At 61.4% G+C, this 26,056-nt stretch carries 22 protein-coding genes; 12 read left to right on the forward strand and 10 right to left on the reverse strand.

The features are described from left to right. The first annotated feature begins 1 nt into the window (after position 1). Entirely contained in the window at positions 2-913 is a 912-nt protein-coding gene (locus tag AC6CIE_RS03850; protein WP_175121181.1) for a LysR family transcriptional regulator, read from the forward strand. Between the two features lie 13 nt (positions 914-926). On the opposite strand, the gene AC6CIE_RS03855 is transcribed toward AC6CIE_RS03850, so the two are convergent. Next, positions 927-1,097, reverse strand: coding sequence for a hypothetical protein (locus tag AC6CIE_RS03855; RefSeq protein WP_498091219.1), 171 nt, complete (start codon positions 1,095-1,097; stop codon positions 927-929). A 63-nt stretch (positions 1,098-1,160) separates the two neighbouring features. On the opposite strand from AC6CIE_RS03855, the gene AC6CIE_RS03860 reads away from it, so the two are divergent. From AC6CIE_RS03860 to AC6CIE_RS03870, 3 genes are all read left to right on the forward strand, one after another. Then, positions 1,161-1,583 carry a ribbon-helix-helix domain-containing protein gene (locus AC6CIE_RS03860; RefSeq protein ID WP_175121184.1) on the forward strand — a complete coding sequence of 141 codons (423 nt, stop codon included), beginning with the start codon at positions 1,161-1,163 and terminating at the stop codon, positions 1,581-1,583. Positions 1,584-1,611: 28 nt separating this feature from the next. Further along, positions 1,612-2,709, forward strand: coding sequence for an extracellular catalytic domain type 1 short-chain-length polyhydroxyalkanoate depolymerase (locus AC6CIE_RS03865; protein WP_498091221.1), 1,098 nt, complete (start codon positions 1,612-1,614; stop codon positions 2,707-2,709). Between the two features lie 133 nt (positions 2,710-2,842). After that, positions 2,843-3,247: an Imm1 family immunity protein gene (locus AC6CIE_RS03870; RefSeq protein WP_481144638.1), complete on the forward strand. Its 405-nt coding sequence runs from the start codon at positions 2,843-2,845 to the stop codon at positions 3,245-3,247. Here AC6CIE_RS03870 and AC6CIE_RS03875 read toward each other — a convergent pair. From AC6CIE_RS03875 to AC6CIE_RS03890, 4 genes are all read right to left on the reverse strand, one after another. After that, positions 3,237-3,737, reverse strand: a complete 501-nt coding sequence (locus AC6CIE_RS03875; RefSeq protein WP_498091223.1) for a hypothetical protein — start codon at positions 3,735-3,737, stop codon at positions 3,237-3,239. The genes AC6CIE_RS03870 and AC6CIE_RS03875 overlap by 11 nt on opposite strands. A 123-nt stretch (positions 3,738-3,860) precedes the next feature. Next, a complete protein-coding gene (locus AC6CIE_RS03880; protein ID WP_218344187.1) occupies positions 3,861-4,238 on the reverse strand; it encodes a DCC1-like thiol-disulfide oxidoreductase family protein in 378 nt (125 codons plus the stop codon). Positions 4,239-4,363: 125 nt separating this feature from the next. Beyond that, complete coding sequence (locus AC6CIE_RS03885; protein ID WP_495601416.1) at positions 4,364-4,573, reverse strand: hypothetical protein; 210 nt, start codon at positions 4,571-4,573, stop codon at positions 4,364-4,366. Between the two features lie 131 nt (positions 4,574-4,704). Next, entirely contained in the window at positions 4,705-5,325 is a 621-nt protein-coding gene (locus AC6CIE_RS03890) for a DUF2239 family protein (RefSeq protein ID WP_498091225.1), read from the reverse strand. Positions 5,326-5,519: 194 nt separating this feature from the next. Between AC6CIE_RS03890 and guaB the strand changes: the two genes are divergently transcribed. Together guaB and guaA are read left to right on the forward strand one after the other, a co-directional pair. Next, complete coding sequence (guaB, locus tag AC6CIE_RS03895; protein WP_175121189.1) at positions 5,520-6,980, forward strand: IMP dehydrogenase; 1,461 nt, start codon at positions 5,520-5,522, stop codon at positions 6,978-6,980. Positions 6,981-7,080: 100 nt separating this feature from the next. Further along, positions 7,081-8,673, forward strand: coding sequence for a glutamine-hydrolyzing GMP synthase (guaA, locus tag AC6CIE_RS03900; RefSeq protein ID WP_175121190.1), 1,593 nt, complete (start codon positions 7,081-7,083; stop codon positions 8,671-8,673). A gap of 152 nt (positions 8,674-8,825) precedes the next feature. Here guaA and AC6CIE_RS03905 read toward each other — a convergent pair whose 3' ends face one another. Then, positions 8,826-13,682, reverse strand: a complete 4,857-nt coding sequence (locus AC6CIE_RS03905; protein WP_498091227.1) for a DUF3320 domain-containing protein — start codon at positions 13,680-13,682, stop codon at positions 8,826-8,828. 374 nt (positions 13,683-14,056) lie between these two features. On the opposite strand from AC6CIE_RS03905, the gene AC6CIE_RS03910 reads away from it, so the two are divergent. Continuing rightward, positions 14,057-15,196: a hypothetical protein gene (locus AC6CIE_RS03910; RefSeq protein ID WP_498091229.1), complete on the forward strand. Its 1,140-nt coding sequence runs from the start codon at positions 14,057-14,059 to the stop codon at positions 15,194-15,196. Positions 15,197-15,376: 180 nt separating this feature from the next. Here AC6CIE_RS03910 and AC6CIE_RS03915 read toward each other — a convergent pair whose 3' ends face one another. Beyond that, a complete protein-coding gene (locus tag AC6CIE_RS03915; RefSeq protein WP_498091231.1) occupies positions 15,377-16,174 on the reverse strand; it encodes an aminoglycoside adenylyltransferase family protein in 798 nt (265 codons plus the stop codon). A gap of 90 nt (positions 16,175-16,264) precedes the next feature. Between AC6CIE_RS03915 and AC6CIE_RS03920 the strand changes: the two genes are divergently transcribed. From AC6CIE_RS03920 to AC6CIE_RS03930, 3 genes are all read left to right on the forward strand, one after another. Next, positions 16,265-17,077 (forward strand): SDR family NAD(P)-dependent oxidoreductase, encoded by an 813-nt coding sequence (locus AC6CIE_RS03920; RefSeq protein WP_498091233.1) that lies wholly within the window; start codon positions 16,265-16,267, stop codon positions 17,075-17,077. A gap of 138 nt (positions 17,078-17,215) precedes the next feature. Then, a complete protein-coding gene (locus tag AC6CIE_RS03925; protein WP_498091234.1) occupies positions 17,216-17,839 on the forward strand; it encodes an imm11 family protein in 624 nt (207 codons plus the stop codon). A 58-nt stretch (positions 17,840-17,897) separates the two neighbouring features. After that, positions 17,898-20,600: an AAA domain-containing protein gene (locus AC6CIE_RS03930; RefSeq protein ID WP_498091236.1), complete on the forward strand. Its 2,703-nt coding sequence runs from the start codon at positions 17,898-17,900 to the stop codon at positions 20,598-20,600. Positions 20,601-20,650: 50 nt separating this feature from the next. Here AC6CIE_RS03930 and AC6CIE_RS03935 read toward each other — a convergent pair whose 3' ends face one another. Together AC6CIE_RS03935 and AC6CIE_RS03940 are read right to left on the reverse strand one after the other, a co-directional pair. Beyond that, the gene (locus AC6CIE_RS03935) at positions 20,651-22,264 is read right to left on the reverse strand and encodes an NAD(P)/FAD-dependent oxidoreductase (RefSeq protein WP_498091238.1); all 1,614 of its coding nucleotides are present in this window, start codon (positions 22,262-22,264) and stop codon (positions 20,651-20,653) included. Positions 22,265-22,369: 105 nt separating this feature from the next. Continuing rightward, entirely contained in the window at positions 22,370-23,425 is a 1,056-nt protein-coding gene (locus tag AC6CIE_RS03940) for an MBL fold metallo-hydrolase (protein WP_498091240.1), read from the reverse strand. Positions 23,426-23,535: 110 nt separating this feature from the next. On the opposite strand from AC6CIE_RS03940, the gene AC6CIE_RS03945 reads away from it, so the two are divergent. Next, positions 23,536-24,180 carry a TetR/AcrR family transcriptional regulator gene (locus AC6CIE_RS03945; RefSeq protein ID WP_498091241.1) on the forward strand — a complete coding sequence of 215 codons (645 nt, stop codon included), beginning with the start codon at positions 23,536-23,538 and terminating at the stop codon, positions 24,178-24,180. Positions 24,181-24,205: 25 nt separating this feature from the next. On the opposite strand, the gene AC6CIE_RS03950 is transcribed toward AC6CIE_RS03945, so the two are convergent. Next, complete coding sequence (locus AC6CIE_RS03950; protein ID WP_175121197.1) at positions 24,206-24,997, reverse strand: APH(3')-II family aminoglycoside O-phosphotransferase; 792 nt, start codon at positions 24,995-24,997, stop codon at positions 24,206-24,208. A 342-nt stretch (positions 24,998-25,339) separates the two neighbouring features. Here AC6CIE_RS03950 and AC6CIE_RS03955 point away from each other — a divergent pair, with 342 nt between their 5' ends. Then, a complete protein-coding gene (locus AC6CIE_RS03955) occupies positions 25,340-26,053 on the forward strand; it encodes a gluconate 2-dehydrogenase subunit 3 family protein (protein ID WP_175121198.1) in 714 nt (237 codons plus the stop codon). Positions 26,054-26,056 lie beyond the last annotated feature (3 nt).

The raw sequence follows: 26,056 nt of genomic DNA on the forward strand, positions 1-26,056 counted from the left end.
GATGGAATTCCGCCAGCTCGAGTGCTTCATTGCGGTTGCCGAAGAATTGCACTTCGGCCGCGCCGCCGAGCGCCTGTGCATGACGCAACCGCCGCTCTCGCGCCAGATCCAGCTGCTGGAGCAGGACCTGGGCGTGACCCTGTTCGAGCGCAACAGCCGGCAGGTGGTGCTTAGCGCCGCCGGACGGCGCTTTCTGCGCGACGCGCGCCATTTGCTTGAGTTTTCGGCGCAGGCCGCCGCCACCGCGCGCCGCACGTCCGGCGGCGAAGCCGGCCACATCAGGCTGGGCTTCACGGCCGTGGCTTCGTATCGCCTGATGCCGTCGCTTATCGTGCAGGCGCGCAAGCTGCTGCCGGGCGTGGAGATCCAGTTGCGCGAAACCGTGACGACCGAGCTGAGCCGCCTGCTGCTGGCCCACGAGCTGGACGCCATCCTGGCGCGCAGCGTGCCGCAACAGGCAGGCATCGAGTCGCGCCTGCTTGAGCGTGAACCGCTGGTGCTGGCGCTGCCCGCCGATTCGCCCTTGTGCGAGCACGCCATCGTGCCGCTGCGGTTGCTGCAGGGGCAGCCATTCGTGCTGTATTCGCCTCGGGAAGGTAAGTACTTCTACGACCGCATCGTGGGCGCTTTCGGCCTGGCGGACGTGCAGCCGCAGTATGTGCAGCGCGCCGGGCAGACGCATACCTTGCTGGCGCTGGTGCGAGCCGGGCTGGGCGTGGGCCTCGTGCCAGATTCCGCCCGCGAGCTGCGGTTTGAAGGTGTCGTGTTCCGGCCGATTGGCCAGCGCGATCTCTACGCGGACATGTACCTTGCCTGGCACGCGCAGCACGATAATCCGGCGCTGGATGCATTTCTGCAGCGCGTGGCCAAGCGAAACAGCCCGGAAACTGTCGGAAGCCCCGGACAGGCGTGAGCCAGACTTCTATCTAGCGGCGCTTGGGGCGGTTCGGCGCGGACAACGGCGCGCCGACGTGGCTGGCCAACCAGTGTTCGATCTTGTCGTCCGGGCGGGCGGCCCAGTCCTTGCCGATTTCCACAATGAGCAGGTTGCGGGTGTCGCCGTAATCCTGGGGTTTTCCATTCCCTGGGTTGTCCATTCGCGGATATATCAAGTTGAAACATCCATAGACCATCCAAGTGGATGATTTATGATTCGATCCATGCCGCCTCGCACCTCTCAACTCGCCTCCACGCCCAAGCCTGCGGACGAAAAAATCACCATCAACCTGGGTTATGTCGACCTGGGCCAGATTGATTTGCTCGTCCAGGAAGGGTTCTACGCCAACCGCACGGACCTCATCCGCACGGCCATCCGCAATCAACTTGCCACCCACGGCGACGCCGTGCGCCAGGCCGTCAGCCGCAAGACGCTGGTGCTGGGTATCCAGCACTACACCGCCCAGGATTTGCTCGCGGTCCAGACCGCGGGCGAAATGCTTCAGATCCGGGTGCTGGGCCTGGCAACCATTGCCTCCGACGTCACGCCCGAGCTTGCGCTCGCCACGATCGAATCCCTGACGGTACTGGGGGCGCTACATGCCAGCCCCGCCGTCAAAGCCGCCCTGCGTCAGCGCATCCGCTGATCCCCGCGGCGCGAAAAAAGGTCACGCCATGCACCCTGATTTTCAGCACCTCATGCACCGGGCTACCCAGCTCACCCAAGCCGGCGATCTGACGGCAGCAACCGCCGCCATTCAGGCCGCCCTGCGAAACGGCCTGGCTGCCGCGCCTGCCCGGCAGGACGATGCCGACGTCATCGACGTGGAGGCTTGGGAAGTTCCGGATACCGCCCAAGCTTCCAGCGCGGCGCCGCACGTTTCCGGCGACGCTGCGCAGTCCGCCCCAAAACCGGCCGCCGCGGGCGATACGTTCACGGCGGGGTCATTCCGCAATTCGTCCGGGCAGCGCGCCTACAAGCTGTATGTGCCGCCCAACCCGGATGGCACGCCGCGTCCGCTGGTGGTCATGCTGCACGGATGCACGCAGGACGCAGACGATTTCGCCGCGGGCACCGCCATGAATGCGGCTGCGCGCGAGCAGGGCTTCCATGTGCTGTATCCCATCCAATCGCGCGACGCCAATCCGCAGAAGTGCTGGAACTGGTTCAAGCACAACCACCAGCAGCCAGGCCGGGGCGAGCCGTCCATCCTTGCGGGCATGACGCGCGAGGTGATCGCCGCCCACAACATTGATCCCACGCGCGTGTATGTCGCGGGACTGTCGGCGGGCGGGGCGATGGCAGCGATTCTGGCTGGCGCTTATCCCGAACTGTATGCGGCGGCAGGTGTGCATTCGGGGTTGGCCGCTGGCGCGGCGACGGACCTGCCTTCGGCGCTGTCCGCCATGAAGGGCGTGGGCCTGAAACCCGCCGCACCGGCCGGCAACGGCGTGCCGGTCATCGTGTTCCATGGCGATCGCGACGCCACCGTCAATCCCGCCAATGCCGGCAACGTGATCGCGGCCAGCGTCGGGCACAACGCGCGTGTCGAAACCGTTCGCGTGGCGGGCGCGGGCAGCATGCGCGACAGCACGCAGCATGTATACCGCGATGCGGCGGGCAACATCGTCGCCGAACGCTGGGATGTCCACGGCGCCGGCCATGCCTGGGCAGGCGGCTCGGAGCAAGGGTCCTACACGGATCGGACCGGTCCGGATGCGACGGCCGAGATGCTGCGATTCTTCTTCGCGCGCACGTCGCGCGCTCAGTGATTCGCTAACGTTCCAGCGTGGTCAATGGCGGCTTGGATCGCGGCCAATGTAGTATCGGCCGTGATTCCCCTTGCATGTGATCCCTTGCATGCGACCACCCCTCAACGCGCCGCTAGCCGGCGAATGGAGCACCGTGAAAATCGTCAGAATCATCGAAGAAATGCGTCAAGGCGACCAGGAACAGACCCGCGCCCATGAATCCCCGACCGAGGGCGACCTGCTCGCCGCCCTTGACAGACTGGATGGCGCGGTCTTCAGTTCGACCGCCTTCGTGATTGATGACGACACGGTCATGTCGATTGGCGGTGGCGGCGACGGCGCCTATGTCGTGTTCATCTCATCCGGCGGCGACACGCGGATCCACACGCTGATCGACCCCGCCAAATCCGAAGATCACGACCAGGACCTGGTGGCGGGTGGACAATCAGGCAGTTATCCGCAGTACCAGTGCGTGGACCGTTCCAAGGCAGCGTCTGCGCTGTTGTACTTTCACGCGCACGGCGCCGCGTCGCCGGATTTGAATTGGGCTAGCGAATAGCGACCGGCTTGCCGTAGAACACCCGCGCGCACAGCAGACCGGCGACTGCGGCGGGCAGGGCGCCCATGAACAGCGGAAATCCCAGCGCTGCCAACGACCTGTCCCGGCTGCCGAACGTCAGCAAAAAGACAAAGGCATACGCCGCGCCAATGAGCCCCATGCGCAGGACTGCCAGCCAGGACGGCGCGACTGGCTTGAGCGCGCCCGCCGTCATCCCGCAAAAGAGCGCCGGCACACCGCCAAACAGATACGCCCACGGCAGCCCATAGAGACCGAACAGGAGCAGTTCCGGATCCTGGGCGCCGATCGACATGGTCACAGCGATGGGCACTATGGCGACGGCCGGTCCCATGAATGCGAAGATCGCGGCGCCCGACAGCATGTCGCGCGACATGGCGCGGCCGGAGTCCTCGGGTCTGCGCTGCATGCGGCGGTAGACGGCAGCGGCCAGCGTAGACGCGAGAAGCAGGGCGCCAAAGAAATAGATCATCAGGTCAGTTCCGTTTGTCAGGGTGTATAGGCTTGCGGGTGGCCGGCCTGCTACTGGCGGACGAGCGTTCCGCAGGCGTGCGCCTGGCCGTCAGCATTGTGCGGAAATTGCGCCGCAAGCGTGTCAAGGCATCTTTTTCTTGCCCAGCAACGTCAGCGTCAGGCTGCGGCCGGTGCGCATGAAGGGATAGAGCGCCTTGGACAGGCACGCGTTGCTGAAGATGGTGGCGTTCAGGCGATTGAACACATCGCTGCCCGTGCTGAGCAAGGCCAGCCGGTGGATGGCGTCCGCGCCCCAGTAGTCGCGGCCATCCAGGTGCAACAGCATGCCCTGGTTCAGGTCATAGCCTTGCGCGCGATGGTGCGCGGCCAGATCGGGATGGTCGCGCATGTTCAGCATGGCGACAGGCCCAGCGGCCTTGCGCAGCCGCATCATCCGCACGTAGTTCGAGCAGAAGGGGCAATCGCCGTCATAGAGAAGGTAATTTTCGTCGGACTGCATCGTCGGGATCCGTCGGGGTTTGCAGAAACATACCGCAAAAACCCGTTCGGGCGGTCCGCGGGGCGCGTTGCCGACGAGCGCGCTGTCGAAATGCGCGCGGCCGGCAAGCGCGGGAACCGGCGCCTTCAGCCGCCCCGATGTCCGTGATAGCGCGGCGCCGCAACGGCGCGCGTGTTCTCCTTGTGCTCGGAACCGACCAGCGCCTTGCGCCGGGCTTCTTCGTGCTGGTGATCGGACTTTGCGCGTTCTTTTTCCGCATGCGGCGGCGCATGCGTGTCGGGCGCGGCGGCCGGGGCCGCGTGATGGGGATCGGGGCGGGAAGTCGTGGGCGTCATGGTGCGCACCTGCAAAGGCAACGCGGCATATGCCGCGTTTTCACGTTACGCCCGCGGTCCGCGATTCTCCAGGGTTCAATTGCAACAGCTTGGCAAGTCTTGCCGTAGCGCGGCGCGGACCCGTGCCGGGATCAAGCGCTTTCGGAAGACCCTTCGTGTACGCCCCACGCCAGTTCGGCCGCATAGCGGCGCACATCCTTCGGCCACTGTGCGACGTGCCGGGCGTACGCATCGCGGTCATCGGCATAGAGCGCACGCGTCGCATCCTCGAAACCCGGCAGGTCGCCGGCCAGGCTCGACATGAACCGGTAGGCGGCTTCCTGGCGTTGGCGCCGCGCATCCTGCGCCTCGTTGTCGCGGCGGGCTTGCTCCACCAGCTTGCGCAGCGCCACCGACGCGCCGCCGGGTTGGGCGCTTAGCCAATCCCAATGGCGAGGCAACAAGGTCACTTCGCGGGGCACAACGCCGAGCTTCGGCCGGCCTCGGCCTCGCGGGGTGTCGCCGGGTTGCGCGTCGTCAATCGCGGGGGCAACAACGTCCGTTGGCGTATGGCGGGCGACGATCTGCGCGTCGTCGCCGCGAAGGTCGAGGTCGATCTGCTTGCCGGTCGTGTCCTCGAAAACCAGCACCGCGTCGTTGCGGCGCGCGTTCAGCGCCTGCCTGACGGCCAGCGCCACGTCGGCGAGGGCGCCGGCCGCCAGCATCCGATGGCCTTCGAAGGCGGTGTGGGAATCGGGGAGGGGGGAAGGCATATTTATATCCGGGTAATTTGATGGGGAGGATTATTGCCCGGGTAAAAACAGCTGTCAATAGAATCCGGATAAAACGCTAAGGCGCGTGAACCGCGTCGTTAGGCAGTGTCATAAATATCCATCCCAACCTAGGGTCAACACCTAGTCAAAACATGCCGACGGCGTATAATCTCGCTTTGCGCCCGGAGTTACCCATGCGTCTCGTTCAAAAAGCGCTCACCTTCGACGATGTGTTGTTGGTGCCTGCGTATTCCGAGGTGTTGCCGCGCGACACCTCCCTGGCCACGCGCCTGACTCGCAATATCAGTCTGAATATCCCCCTCGTGTCCGCCGCCATGGACACCGTCACCGAATCGCGTCTGGCCATCGCCATGGCGCAAGAAGGCGGCATCGGGATCATCCACAAGAATCTCTCCGCCGACGCCCAAGCGCGTGAAGTGGCTCGCGTCAAGCGCCACGAGTTCGGCATCGTGATCGATCCGGTCACCGTCACCCCCCAGATGAAAGTGCGCGACGCCATTGCGTTGCAGCGCCAGCATGGCATCTCGGGCCTGCCGGTCGTCGAAGGCCGCAAGCTGGTCGGCATCGTCACCAACCGCGATCTGCGCTTCGAAGAAAACCTGGATCAGCCCCTGCGCAACATCATGACGCCGCAGGAACGCCTGGTCACCATGAAGGAAGGCGCCACGCTCGACGAAGCGCAGGCCCTGATGCACAAGCACCGTCTGGAACGCGTGCTGATCGTGAACGACGGCTTTGAACTGCGTGGCTTGGCCACCGTCAAGGACATCGTCAAGAACACCGAACACCCGATGGCCAGCAAGGACGCCCAAGGCCAATTGCGCGTTGGCGCGGCGGTGGGCGTAGGCGGCAACACCGAAGAACGCGTTGAAAAGCTGGTCGCCGCTGGCGTCGACGTTCTCATCGTTGATACCGCGCACGGCCACTCCAAGGGCGTGCTCGAAGGCGTGCGCTGGGTCAAGCAGAACTACCCCAAGGTTGAAGTCATCGGCGGCAACATCGCCACCGCAGCCGCCGCGCGCGCGCTGGTCGAACACGGCGCCGACGGCGTCAAGGTCGGCATCGGCCCGGGCTCCATCTGCACCACGCGTATCGTGGCCGGCGTCGGCGTGCCGCAAATCCACGCCATCTCCGAAGTCGCCAAGGCGCTGGAAGGCACGGGCGTTCCGCTCATCGCCGACGGCGGCATCCGCTACTCGGGCGACGTCGCCAAGGCGCTGGCCGCTGGCGCGTTCGCATGCATGATGGGCGGCATGTTCGCCGGCACCGAAGAAGCCCCCGGCGAAGTCGTGCTGTTCCAGGGCCGGTCGTACAAGTCGTACCGCGGCATGGGCAGCCTGGGCGCCATGACGGAAGGCTCGGCCGACCGCTACTTCCAGGACCCGGCCAACAACGCCGACAAGCTGGTCCCCGAAGGCATCGAAGGCCGCGTCCCCTACAAGGGCAGCGTGCTCGCCATCATTTACCAACTGGTCGGCGGCATCCGCGCCTCCATGGGCTACTGCGGCGCCGCCACCATCGACGACATGCGCACCAAGACCGAGTTCGTGGAGATCACCTCCGCGGGCGTGCGCGAGTCCCACGTGCACGACGTGCAGATCACCAAGGAAGCGCCCAACTACCGCGCCGACTGATCCGCACAGTCAACTACAATGTCATGCATCACGCACCGGCAGATCCGCAAAGAACAGCGGGTCTGCCGGTGCGGTTTTATTTCCAACGGGTAGAGTCTCCATGCACCAGCGCATTCTTATCCTCGACTACGGTTCGCAAGTCACCCAGCTGATCGCCCGCCGCGTCCGCGAAGCCGGCGTCTATTCCGAAGTCCACCCTGGCGACGTCGACGACGCCTTCGTGCGCGAACAGCAGGCGCAGGGTCTGAAGGGCATCATCCTGTCCGGCAGCCACGCTTCGGCCTACGAAGAGGGCTCCATGCGCGTGCCGCACGCCGTGTTCGAGCTGGGCGTTCCCGTGCTGGGCATCTGCTACGGCATGCAGTCCATGGCGCAGCAACTGGGCGGCGTGGTCAGCTTCTCCGACCACCGCGAATTCGGCTACGCCGAAGTCCGCGCTCACGGTCACACCAAGCTGCTGGAAGGCCTGGAAGACTTCAGCACGCCCGAAGGCCACGGCATGCTCAAGGTCTGGATGAGCCACGGCGACAAGGTCACCGAACTGCCCCCCGGCTTCAAGCTGATGGCCTCCACGCCGTCCTGCCCCATCGCCGGCATGGCCGACGAAGACCGCCGCTTCTACGCCGTCCAGTTCCACCCCGAAGTCACGCACACCGTTCAGGGCAAGGCCATGCTGGCCCGCTTTGTGAACGAAATCTGCGAATGCACGGGCGACTGGAACATGCCTGACTACGTCTCTGAAGCCGTCGCCCGCATCCGCGAACAGGTCGGCACCGACGAAGTCATCCTGGGCCTGTCCGGCGGCGTGGACTCCTCGGTTGCCGCTGCACTGATCCACAAGGCCATCGGCGACCAGCTCACCTGCGTTTTCGTCGACCACGGCCTGCTGCGTCTGGACGAAGGCAAGCAGGTCATGCAGACCTTCGCCGAAAACATGGGCGTGAAGATCATTCACGTCGACGCCACCGCGCAATTCATGGGCAAACTGGCCGGCGTCGCCGACCCCGAAGCCAAGCGCAAGATCATCGGCCGCGAATTCGTCGAAGTCTTCCAGGAACAAGCTGGCAAGCAGAAGAGCGCCAAGTGGCTGGCTCAGGGCACGATCTACCCCGACGTCATCGAATCCGCCGGCGCCAAGACGGGCAAGGCCACGTCGATCAAGTCGCACCACAACGTGGGCGGCCTGCCGGACACGCTGAACCTGCAACTGCTGGAGCCCCTGCGCGAACTGTTCAAGGACGAAGTCCGCGAACTGGGCGTGGCGTTAGGTCTGCCGCCGCAGATGGTGTACCGTCATCCGTTCCCGGGTCCGGGTCTGGGTGTGCGCATTCTGGGCGAAGTGAAGCATGAATATGCCGAACTGCTGCGCCGTGCCGACGCGATCTTTATTGAAGAGCTGCGTAATACCAAGGACGAGGCCAGCGGTCTGACCTGGTACGAGCTGACCTCGCAGGCGTTTGCCGTGTTCCTGCCGGTGAAGTCGGTGGGCGTGATGGGCGACGGGCGTACGTATGAGTATGTCGTGGCGCTGCGTGCGGTGCAGACGTTTGACTTCATGACTGCGGATTGGGCGCCGTTGCCGCATCCGTTGTTGGCTCGGGTTTCCTCGCGGATTATCAACGAAGTGCGCGGGATCAATCGGGTCGTGTACGACGTGTCGAGCAAGCCGCCGGCGACGATTGAGTGGGAGTGATCCTGCGGTAGTGTGGTTCCCGCAATAGTGAAAAAAGGCGTTTCGGCGCCTTTTTTCTATTGCAGCATCCTCCGGTTTATCTTTGGTGCTGCGGTATGTGACCAAAGCCGCGACGCACCCTGTATGCCGTTTATCGGGCGAAAGCTAGACTTTCAGGAAACGTCTCGTGCTGATGCCGGTTGTGCCACGACTATGCGTCCGTCGTCGATGGGGTTTAGCGTTCGAGTTGCCAAAAGCACGCCCAACTGTGCCTCGATCCGGGCCGTGATATTTGCACTTGCGCGATTAAATCCTAGCTGCCGAGCCACTTCAGCGATTAGGTGTGCGGAAGATATTGAAAACGCAAGCGATGTCGTCTGAACCAATGCGGCTCGAATTTCCTCAGGTGCAATCAGTTCGATCTTCCGTTCAGCTGTCGGCAATGATGATCTGTCGCGGATTGTAATTGGCACGCTTCCATCCAACTGCCCAGGCCGAATGACAAATCCTTCGTCCTGCAGAATGTATGCGTGCTCGTTAATTGCGGCATCCACCGCATCCTTGATGCGGGCGACCACTCTCGTCCCGGCCCTGCTGACGCCGAACGCAGCCATAAGCCGACGACCGATGATGTCCACGCTTACAGGGGCTTCGCCATCAACAACAGCCGTCACCAATTCACGAAGGGTGTGCAGTGGCGCAGATAGGATGTCGCTGCCGTCCCTTTGTAGAGGGAGTTCGACCGAGACGTACCGAGCGGCGGGAAGGCCCGCGTCCGACAAATCAGCTGCTTCTCGATCGAATTCGATCTTCGCAGACGCTTCAGACCGGGCGGGGGACAAGACCTTCAATTGGGCAGATTCAGTCGCTGCTTCAAACGATTCTTGGGCCGCTTTGATTGCGTCTATGACCCGGTCTGTCTCGTTTCCTGCATTTCGGAACCAGTCCGTGCTCCAAATACGATGAAAGCGCCATCCCAAGCCTTCGAGGACGCCTTGGCGCAGGCGATCGCGGTCTCGAGCTGATTTTGCGCTGTGATAAGCCGCGCCGTCACATTCTATTGCCAGCAAATAACGTCCAGGAAGCGCTGGATCGCGCACTGCAAGGTCGATGAAGTAGCCGGCGGTGCCAACCTGGGGCTCGATACTATAGCCTCGTTCCTGAAGCGCGCGCATAACCTGATCTTCAAATGGAGAATCCGTCGCTTTCCCGGTTTCTACACTGCATTCCAGTTCGCGCGTCTCGGCGTACTTGAGCAGATTCTTCAACGCGCGTACGCCATGTTTGGCGCCTGCGTCCAGCTCAAGCTCGTCAGCGCGGAAGTTGCTAAACACAGTCATCGCCATCTTGGCGCGTGTAATAAGTACGTTAAGTCGACGATGTCCACCCTCACGATTCAGCGGCCCGAATTCCTTCGCGATGCGACCGGACTCATTGCGGCCATATCCAATGCTGATAAACATGACGTCTCGTTCATCCCCCTGGATGTTCTCCAAATTTTTTACGAAGAATGGTTCATTGGGATGCGAAGCGAAAAACACTTCGGTTTCAGGGTGCGCCTTGCGCAAACGTTCCAACTCCTCCTCGATACGATCGCGCTGAGCGACGCTGAAAGCGGCTACGCCCAACGACAGATGTGGGGTAGTGCGGGCGTGCTCAAGGACTGCTTCTGCGACCGCTTGCGCCTCGCCGGGATTGCTGCGCGTCTTACCGCGATCGTATAGCGCAGCGGGGTTATGTCTGAAGGATATGCCCGTTGCATATCGATTCTGACCAGCGGCGGGAAATACCACGAGCTTGCTATCGTAAAACTCGGCATTGGATACGGCGATCAGCGACTCGTGTCGGCTTCGGTAGTGCCAACGCAGGTATCGTTCGTTGCAGCCTTTGGCTTTAAATAGGCTAAGAATGCTCTCGATGTCGGCAGTTTCCGTGTCGTCTTCTTGCTCAGCGTCACGACTGAAGAAATCGGTTGGCGGCATCTGCCGAGTGTCGCCGACCACGATGACTTGCTGGCCTCGTAAAATTGCGCCCAGTGCGTCTACCGCTTTAACCTGCGACGCCTCGTCGAAGATCACGACGTCGAACGCCACCTTGGCCGGAGGCAGAAAGTTGGCAATCGACATCGGGCTCATCATGAACACCGGTTTTAATTGTTGGATCGCGCGCCCCGCACGGTCGATCAATTGGCGAATTGGCAGATGTTTACGCTTTTTATTGATCTCTCCTCTCAGTACGGCCATTTCACCAGGCTGATTTATCTGAGGCTTTCGTTTCCAAATGTCCGTAGCGAGCTTAGTCTGCGCATGTTCGATCGACGCGAGGTCTAGATTCTTGAAGCGTTGAATTCTGTGCTCATGTTCCAGGCGATCGAACCCCGCTAATGCCGGGTGATCGTTATAGGCCTTTTGCACCAAGAAGTCATACCAACTGATATCCAACAGCGGACGCAGAGTGTCGGCTTGGTCGCAATTCTGAGCAACCTCCCTAATAGGTTCTAACCCTGCTGCATTAAATCGCGCGGTCAGGGTGTTGAATCGCGCCATATGGTGGAGTTGAGGCAACTGCCTAAGCCACGTGTCAAGGCGATCACCGAGCTCTTGCAGAGGATGTTCGGTCCAGGGAATTGGCTTCAGCGCCAGCGAAGTGGTTGCGGCCTCTACAGCGGCTTTAAGAGCGTTAACGTTGGCTTCTGTGGATGCTGCCATTTCTCCAAGACCGCTTGCATCTTGGTGTCCCGACAAGAAATCCACGATGCCCTGAGGCATGTCACCTTTGCCAACCTCATCATGCAAGGTGATCACCCAACGCGAAATGCGGTCCAGTACATCCCAATCGGATTTTTCGAATTGCCATTGCGCGCCGAATAGCGCTTCCCCTAACGCCGCATGGGAAACGTAAATTTTCTTATGCTGTTGATACGCGAGCACGCTGTCCGCCAGCTCGACTAGTTGCTGCGGATCGTTAGGTAAGTCCGATTTCGCAAGCCCCTGCATTCTTCTCTTTGCCGCACGCCATTCGCCCGACAGGGAGCGCCACCACTTGCCCCCATATCGGGCTAGACTTTGACGTGCGGAAAGCAGATCCTCGTTCTCAGCCGCATCTATCAAACTTGCAGACCAGTGCCGTCGTGCCGATGTCATCCCGGATCCTGCATCGGTCAATGCTTTTAGTGCGTCGCGGCGTGCCTGCCAGTCTCCTGTCGATAGGCGGATGCCAGAAAGCTTGGGGGCCTCGGCTGCGCGTCTCGCGGCTCTGCATACGACGTCGATATCATGCAGGCTCGCCGGCTGGGTGAACTGTAGGCGTTGAGACAGGTCATTCGAAGATCGCAGCAATGATTGAAGCGCGGCGCTGCCCCGACTCAGCGCTTCGTTCGCTCGGTTCTCTTCGATAGGTGTGAAGACTGTGTGCTGGCTCCCCCATAACGCGCTAGCTGTTGGACGACCCAGCGCGCCCAGTACCAGCACCATGCTGTCTACGAGATCCAGGGCGTCGACATGATCCTTCTCTTCCCATTTGACCATGGCGGGCATCGCGAGCGCCGTCAAGTCGGGGAACTGCCGTTTCAGGGACAGCAGCCGACCTAGCACTACAGAAAACGGCATCTTTGTTTTGCCCACAGGCGCCGCCACCGCTTCACAGTAAGCGTTCAACTCAGTTTGGACTCTTCGCAACTGCTGCAAGTCGCGCTCACCGCTCTCCACGACGGGCCGCCCTTGTTCCAGTGCGTGGGCCAGATCTCGAAGAACGGCGGTTTTGGTGGCACGGTGGCTGTGCAGCTCAAGTACGGCATCGCCGAGATGGCATTCGTCCAATCTCCGCTTCACCACCTCAAGGGCCGCCATCTTCTCAGCGACGAACAGTACCGTCTTGTCTTGGCCAACGAGTTCGGCAATGAGGTTGGTGATCGTCTGAGATTTTCCTGTCCCCGGAGGGCCTTGAATCACGAGATTTCGCCCTTCGCGAACCTCCAGAATGGCTTGAGTTTGACTACTGTCCGCGTCCTTGACGAAGTGCACTTCGCCCGGTGTGATCACCTCGTCAATGTGCACGTCCTCGTGATAAGCAGCAGAGTCTCCGGCGAATCCCTCGCCAATCAGGCGGCGGACCACGGGGTGGTCGCTCGGTTGCTTTTCCTTAGGCCATGTTTCAGGATCCAGGTCCTTGTACATGAGGAACTTGCCAAACGAAAAAAACCCAAGCATCACTTCATCGGCGCACACGCGCCAGCGCGGCTGACGGGCCACAGCGCGCTCTACGGCCATGAAATACTCGAGCCATGCGGCGGCATCCCATTCGGCCTCGGCATCGGGCATTGGCAAGGCGATGCCGAAATCAGTGCGAAGCTTGGCGGCCAGCGACATGTTCACCTGAATGTCGTCACCGGTGGGCTCTAGGTGGAACGTCTCTTGGGCCGATTTGCGCACTAAGTTGCACGGTACTAGTACTAGAGGCGCGCGCCTCGGATCTTTGGAAGAATCGCTTTCATACCAATGAAGAAATCCGATAGCGAGGAATAGAAGGTTTGCGCCTTGCTCTTCCACAAACGCTTGCGCGTCCGAGCGAATCTTCAACAGTTGAAGAGAAAGCGAGTCTTCGGTGCTGGCCACTTGCAGCTCGTGAGCGCGATGCCCGACGGGTTTGGTCTGGTGATTTGGTAGGGGTTGTGCGCCTTCGAGCACAGGGGAGCTGTTGCATGGCTTTGCGTCTAGGCGTTCAACATCGCTGTCAGTTGAGTCGTCGGCGAAGGAACGCGGAGCGGCTATTGTAGGTGCCGTCGTAGCTTGAGAACCTGCCGCGGCTGAAGCACTGGTCCGGCCGACTCCTGTTGCACGGAACGTGAGTGTCTTTTGATTGTCCACCAGAGCTATCAAGAGAGACTCTGCCGCTGCCGAATGAACAGTAATTGTTTTGCTTGTTTTTCTTGCGCTGATCAGATTGTTGCGCAGCCCAATGTCTAATAATTCCTGGCGGCTTTGCAGCAACTTCGTATGGATGTCTGCGGTAGTTCCATTAATTACTGACATAACTGTGTTCGGCTCGGGATGATTGAGCTACGCCTCGCAGCGCGCTTTCTTTTGTGAAGACCATGACGCAAATCCATGCTAGTGGTCCATTCGTATATGAGGGGTGGGGCAACACAGCCGCCACAGACCCAAATACTACAATGAGTAACGTCGCCTGACGGTTAGGATTTGGTGTTTACCTTGTCTATTCAGTGCTTGGTAGCAGATTCGCGACAACGCGATGCGCCCAAGCGATGGCTGGCCCGTTTGACCGGAGTTCAGTTGTTTAGAGGTGTCGAATATTCGCAAGGCCGCCCAAGTGTTTCCGTTTTAATGGTGACCGACCATATATACTGCCCGATCTCATTTAGGTAACACCCCACAGGAGATATCGGATGCGCTTAAAGGCCCTTGCACTTGGCTTGATGACTGTTAGTGGTACGGCGGTGGCTGCACAGGACAGTACGCAAACCTTACAGCAGGCCTTGAAGCAAGTACCGCAGGTGGTGTTGAGCGCCCCTGAAGCCATACAGATATCTTTCCTGGACGTGCAAGCGTGGCGGGGCCTTGAAAAGACCGGACCCACCGCCGACGCCATGCGTCGGTTGTCCATTGCCCAGGCAATCACTCCGCTTCAATCCATTGGTCACGGTCTGGACAAGTGGTCCGATAGCGCGCATATCCCTTTCGACGAGTTGTCCTATTTCGCCGGATTTGGCCAGTCGCCCAGCAATGTCACCTACTGGGGCCTGAAGGACAAACAAGCCGCGGCGAAGTTTGTGGATCGACTGAAGCAGGCTGAGTTCAAGCCGGTGGAAAGCGATGTGGCCGGCCTGTTGGCAAACGGCGAGCCCAATAAGCCCGATCTGGCCAAAGCCACCGGGCAGCAGCCATGGCGGGGCACGATGGGCATGCCGACGTTTGTCTTGCCGCTTGATACAGCGTTGGTGCAGGCGGCAGGGCCGGCGGGAATGAAGACGCTGTCCCAGACTGCGCCGTCCGTTGCGGACAGCGAGATCGTTGCGGCTGCCGTGGCCGGGTTGAAGGAAGCCGTGCCTGCGGATGGTGGGAAGATCGTGCAAGCGGCCGTCATCTCGCCGGTTTTTGGTCTGCAAGGGGTCGATCCGGCCAAGGTGTTGTCGGGATCGCCCGGCGATCTGGATAGTGCGAAGCAGAAGCTTCAGGCGGCCGCGGCGTCCAGCGGGCGCGGCATTCCGCCTTACTTTGGGGGCATCATTGCCGATGTGCAGGTCAAGGATGCGCCGGCCGTTGTGATTGCTTTGTCGTATGCAGATTGCGCCGCCGCTCAGCAGGCGGTCGATGGTGTTGGCGCTGCGTGGAAGCAGGGCTTGGCAGCGGCGGTGCAGGCCGATGTGAAGGGACGTACCGTCCAGGCTGGCAAGCTGTGCGCGGCGGTCGTCAGCTTGACTGCGCCAAAGGCAGAGAATGTGGACAATCCGATTCTTAGCCAGATCATGAACCGCTATATGCAGCGCGACGCTTCGGTTCTGCAGATCGGTTCTTCGCAGCAGTAACTGACCGGTTGTCGAATCTGCGACTTGATGTGCAGGTTTGGCAGTCGCTGCACCTAGCATAGTGGGCAGGCGGCTCGCCGTGTTGCCTGCACTCGCCCTACGCTTTTAGCAGCGATGCCAGCGGCCAGTTGAGCTTCCGAAGACGCGGGGCGCAATGAATGTCATGCGCCGGTTCCGCAGTTAACGGGCGGAGCAAAGACCCTCGATGACTCGACGTGTGTGAGTGATGAACGCCTCGGTTTCAATCGCATGCCGCTGCGCCAAATCGTCCGGCGCTTGCCCAAGATAAATCGCCCGCGCGTGGTTGAGGATCGGCCGAAATTGCGGTTCGATCCGCGCCAGCAGCCACGCCGCCGCGTCGGCCTTCGAAGCGATTTCTCCTGTCACAGCCGTGTACCAGATGCGCGCCAGCGCCAGGATGATATTCCGCTCCTCGTCCGCCCAGTCCTCTGGTTGGTTCCACTGCGCAACGGTGTCGAGCAATGCGCGCATCAGATCTTGGCGCGGAACGGCGTCAAAAAGCTGGTCGGCGGGCGGGCCGAAGACCGGAATGCTGTGGCCCAACACCTTTGTCAGAACGATGGCGAGGTCGTGGTCCTGCATGGGCGGCTCCACGATGCCCGCCAGTAAGTCTTTGCGCAGCCATTCGCCAAACTGAAGCTCCCGGCGGGCCGGGTGGCGCCAAGGCACGACATGCTGAAGCGTCATCACGGTGACTTCAAGTGCGCGCAAACTGGGCGACTGGCCCGGTGGCGCGGAGACCGTCAGCAGTTCGGTCGCCAATGCACGGAGCGTGGCCGCGTCGGGCGGCGCGGTCACGGTGACGAGCAGGTCGATATCGCTGTGTGGTTGCAGCCCGCCGTCGACGGCGGAGCCGAACAGATGGATGGCGGCAAGGCGGGTTCCGAGATGGCGGTCGATGACGCGTCTGGCGTCATCGATCTGCGTGGCGATGGCGATGGGCGGAGCTTGGGTCATGCAAGGATAATAGCCAAGCGTCGGAGCTATGGGCCAGCCGGATGTTTCCCGCGTGCGATCCGCCTCCATAACAGTTTTCATCGAAGCTTCATGACCAACTATCCCCAACTTTTCAGTCTTCAAGGCAAGATCGCCGTCGTGCTGGGCGCGGCGTCCGGCATCGGTCAGGCGTCGGCGCACGCGCTGGGCGCGATGGGCGCTTACGTGATGTGCGCGGACCGCGACGAGGACGGCGCGCAAATCACGGCGCAGCAGATCATCGACGGCGGCGGTGCGGCCAACTGGATGCAGACCGATGCCGCCAGCGGCGAGTCCATCGCGCAATTGGCCGCCAGCGTTCTGGATGAAAAAAACCGGATCGACATCGCGGTGGCAACCCCGGCGCTGAACATTCGCAAGCTCATCATCGATTACACGGAAGAAGAATTCGACCAGGTGGTGAACCTGAACCTGCGCGGCGCCTTTCACTTCATGCGCCACTTTGGCCGACCGATGATGAAGCAGGGCACTGGCAGCCTGATCCTGTGTTCGTCGATGCGCGCCGTGACGATCGAGCCGGGGCTCGGCATTTATGCGGCCACCAAAGCGGGCATCGAGCAGATGGTGAAGGCGTTTTCGGCCGAGGTCGGCAGCTACGGTGTGCGCGTCAATGCGGTGATGCCGAGCATCATCGAGACCCGTCTGACCGAGCCGCTGAAGGAACGTCCCGAGATCTACAACACCTACGCCGGCCACACCGTCCTGAACCGTTGGGGGCAGCCGTCCGAAGTGGGCGCGGCGGTGGCGTTTCTGGCGTCGGATGCCGCGAGCTATATCTCGGGCAGCAGCCTGGCGGTGGATGCGGGCTGGACGGCTATCGACGGGCCGCCTACGGGGTTGACGCAGACACGGCCGTCAGAATGAACGCGGCGGCGCTCGGTGGCGTTACGATGATGACCCTCTGGTTCCATCGCACGCTGGCCTGACTGGCCGGTTTGCCACGTACCGACTTTCGACTTCTCGCTGTTCAGACGCGCGAGGCTTGCCCCGGAGAATGCCCACGTGACGACGTTCGAATCGCAGAAGGGAAAATACTTCGTCCTCGGCGCAAGCCTCTGGCGCGATGGCATTGGCCCTGGCATTGTGATCGCCAACGAGGAAAAGCTGATTCGGCCCGGCATGTACACGATGGTCCCGCCCGACGGCGATCCTTCGCAATACTGCGAACGGCCGCACATCGTCCATGTTCCTGAAAATGGCGGAGCGCTTCGGCAATTCGAGCAGTGGTGCGGCATCTGGATCGTCTCGGAGCCGTTGAAGCAGGTCTTCGAGTCGGTCGATCCCGAGGCCTTTGTGTTCAGCGCTTGCGACTACACGCAGGCCGACGGCTCGCCAGGACCGCAATATTATTTTTGCAGCGTGATGCGCACGCTCGACGCACTGGATGTGGAAGCGTCGCGGGTCAAGAAGAAGTACGACCGGAATTTCTTTACCGGCGAAGACGAGCTGTACTACACCATTGTGGGTGGCGCCAATCTCGTGTTTCGAGAGGAGCGCATCGGCAGTGCGCACATATTCAATCAGACGCAGATGGCGATCGACCCGGTTTGCGATCGGGTGATGTACGACGCGCTATGCGCTGCGGACCTGGATGGGGTGGAGCTGCGGGATGCGGCGGATTTGTGATCATTCAGATCGGCGTTGTTAAATCGGCAATTGGCTTGGAGTGTCGGGTAGCAAAGATATGGCATCGGTATTCGTTCTTGGCGAAGATAAAACGCGGCAGATCCGCGATTGGACACTCCACTGGAGCGACAAGCACCAGAACCTGGTGCTGACGTGCCAGTTTCCCTCGGGCAAGTCCTTTAGCCGCCCCATCAGCGATTGCCGGGTCGAGCCGACTCGTGAGTTGAACGACGTGCTGCGCATGAAGAAGGGAAGCGCCGTGGCCAAGCCTGTCGAGAGGGCGATGGTCTACGGTGAGAAGTATGTCGCCATCGAGTACGCAGGCGCTTCCAGAATTTATGTGGAGAAGCTTGCGGACATCGAACTCGTTCCACAGGCCCCGTTGCACGGCGGTGACGTATTCCAGTATTTCGTTTCGGTGGCAACTGGCCGCGAGGACGCGGCAATCGGGGACCAGAAGATCGTTGCGGCGAATGTGACCCGGCAGCTGGGTCGATTGCCGCCTCGCGGAGACACTGCTTTGCATGCCTACTGCACGGGGCAGAATGCGCGGCAACAGCCTGCAGGCGACCTGATCTTTCCCTTTGGCGTCAATGAAAGCCAGTTGGCGGCAGTGAACCGCGCGTTTGAAGCGCAGGTAAGTGTTATCGAAGGGCCGCCAGGAACGGGCAAGACGCAGACCATCCTCAATATCATCGCGAATATCCTTTTGCGAGGCCAAACGGTAGCCATCCTTTCCAACAACAATTCGGCCGTGGGAAACGTCTTTGAAAAGCTCGGAAAGTGCGGGCTGGACTATCTGGTGGCTTGCCTTGGAAGCCAACAGAACCGAGAGGATTTTTTTGCGGCTCAGCCTGCGGTACCGGCGTGGGAGCTAGCGTTGCCGCCAAACATGGAGTCGTTGCAGAAGACGCTCGCGCAGCTAAAGCAGTTCTTGGCCGCGCACAACGCCGCGGCAAGGCTCAGGGCGGAAATCGACGAGGTGTCGGTGGAGCAGCGTTACCTGAAGCAATGGCAGGAAGAAAATCCAAGCCAGCGCGTCGAATCCCTGCGTAAACTCAAGCTGTCTGCGCAGAAGATGGCGGATCTGATGGCCTATCTGAGGCACCTCGGCGACGGGCGCATCGGGTTAAGAAATCGGTTGGACCTGTTTGTGCACTTCAAGATAATTCGCGTCAAAGCCTTTGGGAACGGTGAACTGCGTCGCGCAGCCGTCCACGACTTGCAGATGCGGTATTACGACCGCTTGCTCAACGAGAAGAACGCGGAGTTGGCCGCCTGCGAAGCCGTATTGGCCGGCGGAAACTTCGATGCGCTGCTAAAGGACATGACCACGGGGTCGATGACATATCTGAAAGCGCATCTTCATCGGCAGGTGCAAGACACTGCGCCTTTTGAACCGGATACGTACCGCCGCCACTTCGACGCCTTTCTCAAGCGCTTTCCGATCCTTACCAGCAGCACGCATTCAATCGTCAATTCCATCGAGTCGGGCGCGGTCCTTGACTACGTCATCATTGATGAGGCCTCCCAGCAAGACATCGTGCCGGGAATCTTGGCGCTGGGATGCGCGAAGAACGCCGTCATCGTTGGCGACAGCAAACAGCTCGCGCACATCCCGTCGGGTGTTGCAGTAGCAGCTCCCGCGGCCGCTTACGACTGCGAGAAGCACAGCCTTCTGAATTCGGCCATTGATGTGTTCAAGGGGGCGTTGCCCAGGACGCTGCTGAAGGAACACTATCGCTGTCATTCCAGAATCATCCAGTTCTGCAATCAGCAGTTTTACGGCAACGAACTCATACCGATGAACAGCGACGCAGGCGACGGGGCGTTAAGGCTTGTCGTTACCGCCAAAGGAAACCATTCGCGCGGAAATACCAATCTTCGCGAACTGGATTCCCTGATGGCGTCCCTGGAAGCGCCGAGCTCGGATGGCGCGTGGCAGGATGAAGGAAGAGGGTTCATCGCACCGTTCAGAGCCCAGGTTGTCTTGTCCGGATCGCATCTGCCCAGCGATTTTGTGCGAGACACCGTACACAAGTTTCAAGGTCGGGAGTGCGACGAGATCGTCTTTTCCACAGTGCTTGATAAAAAGCGCGAGAACGAAAAGCGGATCAATTTTGTTGACGATGCGCGCATGGTCAATGTGGCGGTGTCGCGTGCCAAGAAGCGATTCACATTGGTGACGGGTGATGATGTCTTTACGGCTGGGAATGGTCCGATTGCTGCATTGATCCGCTACATGGAGTACTACGCAGACGAAAAGCAGATCCTGCGCGCGCCCGTGGTGTCGGCCTTTGACTTGTTATATAGCGAATACGACAAGTCGCTTGATCGGCTTGCCTCTCGCTTGCAGCTGAAAGATTCGGCATACCGGTCCGAGCGTATCGTGGCTGCGTTGCTGCGGGACGCGCTGTCTGAACCAGCCTGCGCCGCGCTGATGTGCCATTCGCAGGTCCCGCTGGATCAAGTCGCGGCGATGTCCAATCCAGGCCTGACGACCCGCGAACGCGAGTTCATGCGACAGGGCGCAAGCTGCGATTTCGTGATTTATTTCAGGGTGGGGAAAGCGCCCGTCGGCGTGATCGAAGTCGACGGCGGGACGCATGGCACGCTCGAGCAATCGGAGCGGGATGCGTTGAAGGACAGCATTTTGGAAAAAAGCGGCGTTGCCGTGCTGCGGCTCAAGACCGTGGAGAGCCGCATCGAAGAACGGATTGGACAGTTTCTCTTGCCCTGGGCGATGCGCGAGGCTGCGTAAGTCAGGGTTGGGTAGCCGGCCCGGGGGCCGGCTGGCGGTCTGGTCGCGACTTAACCCGCCCGCCCCATAATGCTCAGCGCCACAGCCTCAGCAATCTTGATCCCGTCCACCCCCGCCGACAGAATCCCGCCCGCATAACCCGCGCCTTCACCCGCGGGAAACAATCCCTGCGTGTTGATGCTCTCCAGCGTCTCGTTATCCCGCTTGATGCGAATCGGCGAAGACGTCCGCGTTTCCACGCCCGTCAGCACGGCATCGGGCATGTTGAAGCCCTTGATGGTCTTGTCAAACGCCGGCAATGCCTCGCGAATCGCAGTGATCGCAAAGTCGGGCAGGGCGGTGGCCAGGTCGGTCAGGTGCACGCCGGGCGTGTAGGACGGCTGCACCGCGCCGAACTCCGTCGAGGCCTTGCCTTCCAGAAAATCCCCCACCAGCTGACCCGGCGCGCTGTAGTTGCGGCCGCCGAGCTCGAAAGCCTGCGATTCCCACTTGCGCTGGAAGTCCACACCGGCCAGCACATGCTCCGGGTAATCGACCTCAGGCGAAATCCCCACGACGATCCCGGCGTTGGCATTGCGTTCGTTGCGCGAGTACTGGCTCATGCCGTTGGTGACGACGCGGTTGGGTTCTGACGTGGCCGCGACGACCGTGCCGCCGGGGCACATGCAGAAGCTGTAAACGGAGCGGCCGTTGCTGGCGTGGTGCACCAGCTTGTAGTCGGCGGCGCCCAGGATCGGGTGGCCAGCATTGGGGCCGAAGCGCGCCCGGTCGATGAGGGACTGCGGATGTTCGATCCGGAAGCCGATGGAGAAGGGCTTGGCTTCCATGAACACGCCCTGGTCGAGCAGCATCTGGAAGGTATCGCGGGCACTGTGGCCGATGGCGAGGACGACGTGGTCGGCTTCGATGTGTTCGCCGTTTGCCAGCGTGACGCCGGTGACCTTGCCGCTTTCGCGGTGCAGCGTTTCAACGCGGCTGGAGAAGCGGACTTCGCCGCCCAGCTTGGTGATGGTGTCGCGCATGACTTCGACCATGCCGACCAGGCGGAATGTGCCGATGTGGGGCTTGCTGACGTAGAGGATTTCCTCGGGCGCGCCGGCCAGGACGAATTCCTTCAAGACCTTTTCACCGTAGTGCTTGGGGTCTTTGATCTGGCTATACAGCTTGCCGTCCGAGAACGTGCCGGCGCCGCCTTCGCCAAACTGGACATTGGAGTCCGGATTCAGGATGCGCTTGCGCCACAGACCCCAGGTGTCCTTGGTGCGCTCGCGCACGGCCTTGCCGCGTTCCAGGATGATGGGCTTGAAGCCCATCTGCGCCAGCACGAGGCCGGCAAAAAGGCCACAGGGGCCGGTGCCGATGACGATGGGGCGCTTGGTGAGCGTGGCGGGCGCCTGGGCGACGAACTTGTATTCGGTGTCCGGGGACGGCTTGACGTTGCGGTCGTCGTGAAAGCGCTGGAGCAGCGCGGCTTCGTTGGCGACGTCGACATCCAGCGCGTAGATGAGCAGGATGTTGTGCTTTTTGCGCGCGTCGTAGCTGCGCAGGAAGATGGTGAAGCCGTTCAGGTCGCTGGCCGGAATGCCCAATTTATTGAGGATTGCCGCGGGCAGTTCCTCGGGCGTGTGGTTCAACGGCAGCTTGATTTCAGACAGACGCAACATGCTTGGGGTCCAGACAGAGGGGCGATCACAACGTCGCCAAACGCGGATTGTACTGGACGGCTGGCGTCGATCGACCCGGCTGGTCCAGCCGGGCCGGCCCGCTTTTTACGGCTGCGCGTGGCCGCCGCGCCACCATGCCGTTCCCGCTTGCGGCGCCCCGATATCGACGCGCTCTCCCATGATCGGTGTGGCCAGAACTACGCCATGGTCCCGCGCCAGAGCCGCGATGCGCTCGAACGGCTGTTCCCACGGATGCATGGCCAGGTCGAACGTGCCGTTGTGGATCGGCAGCAGCCAGCGGCCGCGCAGGTCCAGGTGCGCCTGAAGGGTTTCTTCAGGCTGCATGTGGACGAAGGCCCAGCGCGTGTCGTACGCGCCGGTTTCCATGAGGGTCAGGTCGAAGGGGCCGTAAGCGTCGCCGATGGCCTTGAAGCCGTCGAAGTAGCCGGTGTCGCCGCTGAAGAAGACGCGCAGGTCGGCGTCCTGGATGACCCACGAGGCCCACAGGCTGCGGTCGCTGTCGGTGAGACCGCGGCCGGAGAAGTGCTGGGCGGGCGTGGCGGTCAGTCGCAGGCCGTCGACCTCGGTGGACTGCCACCAGTCCAATTGCTCGACGCGGGCGGGGTCGATGCCCCAGGCTACCAGTTGGTCGCCGACCCCCAGCGGCGCGATGAAGTGCGCGGTCTTGCTCGCAAGCTGTGCGATGGCGGCGCGGTCGAGGTGGTCGTAATGGTTGTGGGACAGGATGACGCCTGCGATCGGAGGCAGGTCGTCGATGCTGATGGGCGGCGCATGAAAGCGGGCGGGGCCGGCCCATTGCACGGGTGAAGCGCGTTCGGAGAAGACGGGGTCGGTCAGCCAGAAGCGGCCGCGCAGTTTCATGAGGATGGTGGAATGCCCAAGCCGGTAAAGGCTACGGTCGGGGGCGGCTTCCAGGGCTGCGCGGTCCAGCGCGCGCACGGGGATGGGGATGTCGGGAACCGTGCCGCTTGGCTTGGCGAAGAGGACGGTCCAGGCGAGTTTGAGGCCTTTCCAGAAGCCCATGGCGGGGCGCGGTCGCGGATTGCTGAAACGTCCGTCGCGCTGTTGGGGGGATTGCGGATAAAGCGGCAAGGCGCGGCGGTTGCAGGCGGAGAGGACGGTCACGGCGGGTGTTCCCATGAGATTCGAAAAATGGCGCGACGGCGGCAAACCGCTCGCGCCAAAAATTACACTGCACAGTGTAGTTTCCAAAATCAGAAAAGTACACCGTCGGGTGTAGAATTTCGCCCATGTCGACGAAAGCTCCCGATTCCGCCAAGGAACGCCCGCCCAAACGCCTGACCGACCGCAAGCGCGAGGACATCGTGCGCGCGGCGGTGGAGGAATTCCGCACTGCGGGGTTCGAGGCCACCAGCATGGACCGCATCGCTCAGGCTGCTGGCGTGTCCAAGCGCACGGTCTACAACCATTTCCCGAGCAAGGAGGCGCTGTTCGCGCTGATGCTGGAGCAGTTGTGGGCCAGCAGCGCGGCCAGCGTCGACATGGCCTACCGGCCCGATCTTCCGCTGGCGCAGCAATTGCGACAGTTGTTGATGCAGAAACTGGAGTTGCTGGGCGACGCCAGCTTCATTGATCTGGCGCGGGTCGCCATGGCGGAGATCATTCATTCGCCGGACCGCGCGCAGGACATCGTGTGCCGGATGGACGAGAAGGGCAGCGGGGTGACGGCGTGGATTCAGGCGGCGATTGCCGATGGTCGCCTGGCCGAGGTGGATCCCGTATTTGCGGGCCATCAGCTCGAGGGACTGGTCAAGGGCTTTGCGTTCTGGCCGCAGGTCACGCTGGGGCAACCACCGTTGAAAAAGGCGGAGCGCGAGCGCGTGGCGGATTCAGCGGTTGGGATTTTTTTGGGGTATTACGGCCGAGGCGCGTAGCCCGCCGCGCGTGCGCGCCTAACTCTTAGAAGAACTCGTCGAGCAGGCAGTAAAACGCAAGACGGCGGTCATCCGGTTCGACGCCATAGCTGCGAAAGAACGGCTCGATCCACTCGCGTCCCAGATTGCGTTCGATGCTGCGCGCGGCCAATGCAAGGTCCTGGTGGCGGTCGCTGACGCCAAGGCGGCCGCAGTCGATGTAGCCGGTGAATACGCCGCCATCGGCCATGAAGTTGGGCAGGCACGCATCGCCGTGCGCCACGACGAGATCGTGCGTGGTGGGCCGCGTCGCAAGGAGTTCCGCAAACGCGTCTTCGGCGGTGCGTCCAATTCTCTCGTCATCGAAATCCGATTCGTCCACCAGGCCGGCGTCCAGCGCCCGTCTGGCCTCGGCGATACGCCGTTCAAGGGTGTGATCGAAAGGGCATTGGTCGATGGGAATGCAGTGCAGACGATGCAGCGCATCGGCCATGATGGCGATCACCTGCGCAGGCGGCAGACCCGCGCTGGCCAGATCCTGGCCAGCTACGGCGCTCATCAGCAGCCAGTGCCGCGTGGGTGTGGCGGCCGCGTCGATCACGGTGGGGCACGGCAGGCCGTGCGCGGCCATCCATTGCAGGCGCTCGATTTCGTCTGGCAGTTCGGGCAGCGTGCCCGTGTGCTCGGATTTGAGATAGCGATCAGGCTGATTCGCGCTGCGAATGCGATAGACGTCCGCGCGCGACTCACCGATGGATTGCTGCTCGAGCCGCGCTCCGGCAAGGCGCGGTTGCCACTGCAACGGAAGGCTGTCGTGAATGCTGTATTGAGCGTGCATGGGGTTCATTTCAGGGATTGCGCGCGGTACATCACGCGTCTGCGGGCCGCATGAATCAAGGGTTTTCGTTCACCTTGCTGTCAGAAAGCGCGGCATTTTGAAGGTTCTTACGTTGTCCTTAATGCAAAAGACTTTCCCACGTCAAGAAATTCCATCTGATACGGTCGATTGAGCAGATCAGAAGCGCATAATGCCGACACCTGCTCTTACGTCCCTTTTCAAAGAGCAGTGTTGATTTTGAGCAAGAAAAGAGCGTGTTGTCACTAGCTCGGGCAGTTCGTGTTTCCAGGTTTCATGTTCGGTAGCGCGCTAGGACAACTTGGAGTATTCACGGAGATGTCCATGACTGATGACGCACAGCCGCGCCGGCGGTTTCTGCAAACGATGGCCATTGTGCCAGCGTCGACGCTGGCGATCGGCGGCCTGACGGTCGGCTGTACCAACGCCGCCGACGGCAACGCCGCAAAGGCGGCCAAGCCCTACGAGCCCACCTATTTCACCAAGGCCGAATGGGCCTTCATCGTTGCCGCGGTGGATCACCTGATTCCCGCCGACGAGTACGGCCCTGGCGCCATCGTGGCCGGTGTGCCCGAGTTCATCGACCGTCAGATGGAAACGCCCTTTGGCCACGGCAAGCTGTGGTACATGGACGGGCCGTTCCACACCGATCAGGTGCCGGAACTGGGTTACCAGCTCGATCAGAATCCCCGCCAGGTCTATCGCAATGGCATCGAGGCCTGTGATGCCTGGTGCGTGAAGACGCATGGCAAGGCGTACGCCGAACTGGACAAGGCCTTGCAGGAACAGATCCTGAAGGACCTGCAGTCGGGCAAGATCGCATTCGAATCCGTGCCGTCCAAGACGTTCTTCAGTTTCCTCTTGGCCAACACCAAGGAAGGCTTCTTTGCCGATCCGATCTACGGCGGCAACAAGAACATGGTGGGCTGGAAGATGGTGGGTTTCCCCGGCGCGCGCGCCGATTTCATGGACTGGGTCGACCAGCCCAACGTGAAGTATCCCTATGGCCCCGTGTCGATCTCTGGGGAGAAGGGTTAAATC

Source organism: Achromobacter sp. GQ309, from assembly GCF_059759315.1.

What these genes read in the sequence shown, in the direction of transcription:
- AC6CIE_RS03910 (WP_498091229.1), top strand. Translation starts at nt 14,057, where the DNA reads ATGCGCTTAAAGGCCCTTGCACTTGGCTTGATGACTGTTAGTGGTACG.
- guaA (WP_175121190.1), top strand. Translation starts at nt 7,081, where the DNA reads ATGCACCAGCGCATTCTTATCCTCGACTACGGTTCGCAAGTCACCCAG.
- AC6CIE_RS03855 (WP_498091219.1), bottom strand. Translation starts at nt 1,097, where the DNA reads ATGGACAACCCAGGGAATGGAAAACCCCAGGATTACGGCGACACCCGC.
- AC6CIE_RS03865 (WP_498091221.1), top strand. Translation starts at nt 1,612, where the DNA reads ATGCACCCTGATTTTCAGCACCTCATGCACCGGGCTACCCAGCTCACC.
- AC6CIE_RS03955 (WP_175121198.1), top strand. Translation starts at nt 25,340, where the DNA reads ATGACTGATGACGCACAGCCGCGCCGGCGGTTTCTGCAAACGATGGCC.
- AC6CIE_RS03875 (WP_498091223.1), bottom strand. Translation starts at nt 3,737, where the DNA reads ATGATCTATTTCTTTGGCGCCCTGCTTCTCGCGTCTACGCTGGCCGCT.
- AC6CIE_RS03940 (WP_498091240.1), bottom strand. Translation starts at nt 23,425, where the DNA reads ATGGGAACACCCGCCGTGACCGTCCTCTCCGCCTGCAACCGCCGCGCC.
- AC6CIE_RS03920 (WP_498091233.1), top strand. Translation starts at nt 16,265, where the DNA reads ATGACCAACTATCCCCAACTTTTCAGTCTTCAAGGCAAGATCGCCGTC.
- AC6CIE_RS03905 (WP_498091227.1), bottom strand. Translation starts at nt 13,682, where the DNA reads ATGTCAGTAATTAATGGAACTACCGCAGACATCCATACGAAGTTGCTG.
- AC6CIE_RS03935 (WP_498091238.1), bottom strand. Translation starts at nt 22,264, where the DNA reads ATGTTGCGTCTGTCTGAAATCAAGCTGCCGTTGAACCACACGCCCGAG.
- AC6CIE_RS03950 (WP_175121197.1), bottom strand. Translation starts at nt 24,997, where the DNA reads ATGCACGCTCAATACAGCATTCACGACAGCCTTCCGTTGCAGTGGCAA.
- AC6CIE_RS03880 (WP_218344187.1), bottom strand. Translation starts at nt 4,238, where the DNA reads ATGCAGTCCGACGAAAATTACCTTCTCTATGACGGCGATTGCCCCTTC.
- AC6CIE_RS03930 (WP_498091236.1), top strand. Translation starts at nt 17,898, where the DNA reads ATGGCATCGGTATTCGTTCTTGGCGAAGATAAAACGCGGCAGATCCGC.
- AC6CIE_RS03860 (WP_175121184.1), top strand. Translation starts at nt 1,161, where the DNA reads ATGCCGCCTCGCACCTCTCAACTCGCCTCCACGCCCAAGCCTGCGGAC.
- AC6CIE_RS03890 (WP_498091225.1), bottom strand. Translation starts at nt 5,325, where the DNA reads ATGCCTTCCCCCCTCCCCGATTCCCACACCGCCTTCGAAGGCCATCGG.
- AC6CIE_RS03885 (WP_495601416.1), bottom strand. Translation starts at nt 4,573, where the DNA reads ATGACGCCCACGACTTCCCGCCCCGATCCCCATCACGCGGCCCCGGCC.
- AC6CIE_RS03915 (WP_498091231.1), bottom strand. Translation starts at nt 16,174, where the DNA reads ATGACCCAAGCTCCGCCCATCGCCATCGCCACGCAGATCGATGACGCC.
- guaB (WP_175121189.1), top strand. Translation starts at nt 5,520, where the DNA reads ATGCGTCTCGTTCAAAAAGCGCTCACCTTCGACGATGTGTTGTTGGTG.
- AC6CIE_RS03945 (WP_498091241.1), top strand. Translation starts at nt 23,536, where the DNA reads ATGTCGACGAAAGCTCCCGATTCCGCCAAGGAACGCCCGCCCAAACGC.
- AC6CIE_RS03850 (WP_175121181.1), top strand. Translation starts at nt 2, where the DNA reads ATGGAATTCCGCCAGCTCGAGTGCTTCATTGCGGTTGCCGAAGAATTG.